The sequence below is a fragment of the Kitasatospora sp. NPDC057223 genome, from assembly GCF_042669755.1.
Lineage (GTDB): Bacteria > Actinomycetota > Actinomycetes > Streptomycetales > Streptomycetaceae > Kitasatospora.
Genome location: NZ_JBHUWW010000297.1, coordinates 1 through 1,715 on the forward strand (window position 1 = coordinate 1; position 1,715 = coordinate 1,715).

At 69.7% G+C, this 1,715-nt stretch carries 1 protein-coding gene; it reads right to left on the reverse strand.

Going from position 1 to position 1,715, the window contains the following annotated elements; all coding sequences use genetic code 11:
- Positions 1 to 1,715: methylmalonyl-CoA mutase (gene scpA, locus ACFUK0_RS40140; protein ID WP_380259034.1), on the reverse strand; the 1,715-nt coding region annotated here is incomplete at its 3' end.

Genomic DNA, 1,715 nt, shown 5'->3' on the forward strand with positions numbered 1-1,715 from the left:
CCGGAGATGGTACGGATCTGTCCGGAGTGGCGTCCGTAGACCTTCTCCAGCGCGTCGGAGATCTCCCCGACGGTCGCCATCGCGCGGGCCGCGTCGACGGCGAGGGCCAGCAGGTTCCCCTCCAGGCCGTCGCCGCCGTTGCTGCCGGTGCGGGGGCCGGCCTCGGCGGAGGCGGTGAGCGCGGCGAGGGCGGCCTGGCAGGTGTCCTCGTCGCGCTCGGCGCGCAGGCGGCGCAGTTTCTCGACCTGCTGGGTGCGCACGGAGGTGTTGTCGACCTTGAGGACGTCGATCTGCTCGTCGGTGGCGACGCGGTACTTGTTGACGCCGATGACGGGCTGGCGGCCGGAGTCGATGCGGGCCTGGGTGCGGGCGGCGGCCTCCTCGACGCGGAGTTTGGGGATGCCGGCGTCGATGGCCTTGGCCATGCCGCCGGCGGCCTCGACCTCCTGGATGTGCTGCCAGGCGCGCTGGGCGAGGTCGTGGGTGAGTTTCTCGACGTAGGCGGAGCCGCCCCAGGGGTCGATGACGCGGCAGGTCCCGGACTCCTGCTGGAGCAGGAGCTGGGTGTTGCGGGCGATGCGGGCGGAGAAGTCGGTGGGCAGGGCGAGGGCCTCGTCGAGGGCGTTGGTGTGCAGGGACTGGGTGTGGCCCTGGGTGGCGGCCATCGCCTCCACGCAGGTGCGTGTCACGTTGTTGAAGACGTCCTGCGCGGTCAGCGACCAGCCCGAGGTCTGCGAATGGGTGCGCAGTGACAGGGACTTGGGGTTCTTCGGGTCGAACTGTGCGACGAGCTTGGCCCACAGCAGGCGGGCGGCGCGCAGTTTGGCGACCTCCATGAAGAAGTTCATGCCGATCGCCCAGAAGAAGGACAGGCGTGGTGCGAAGGCGTCGACGTCCATGCCGGCCTGAAGGCCGGCGCGCAGGTACTCCACGCCGTCGGCGAGGGTGTAGGCGAGTTCCAGGTCGGCCGTCGCCCCGGCCTCCTGGATGTGGTACCCGGAGATGGAGATGGAGTTGTAGCGGGGCATCTTCTGCGAGGTGTACGCGAAGATGTCGGAGATGATCCGCATCGAGGGCAGCGGCGGGTAGATGTAGGTGTTGCGGACCATGAACTCTTTGAGGATGTCGTTCTGGATGGTGCCCGCGAGCTGCTCGGGGGCGACGCCCTGCTCCTCGGCGGCGACGATGTACAGCGCGAGGATGGGCAGGACGGCGCCGTTCATCGTCATCGACACGGACATCTTGTCCAGCGGGATGCCGTCGAAGAGCTGGCGCATGTCGTAGATCGAGTCGATGGCGACGCCGGCCATGCCGACGTCGCCGGTCACCCTCGGGTGGTCGCTGTCGTAGCCGCGGTGGGTCGGCAGGTCGAACGCCACCGACAGGCCCTTCTGGCCCGCGGCCAGGTTGCGGCGGTAGAACGCGTTGGACTCCTCCGCGGTGGAGAACCCGGCGTACTGGCGCACCGTCCACGGCTGGTTGACGTACATCGTCGGGTAGGGGCCGCGCAGGTACGGCGCGATGCCGGGGTAGGTGGCCAGGAAGTCCAGGCCCTCCAGGTCCTCACCGGTGTAGAGCGGCTTCACGCCGATGCCCTCCGGGGTGTCCCAGACCAGCTCCTCGGCGTCCTTGCCGGTCGCCTCCTGCCACGCCCGGCGCCACTGCGCGCCCGTGGCACCGGCACCGCCCGCACCGGCCTCCTCGTCCAGGCCGAT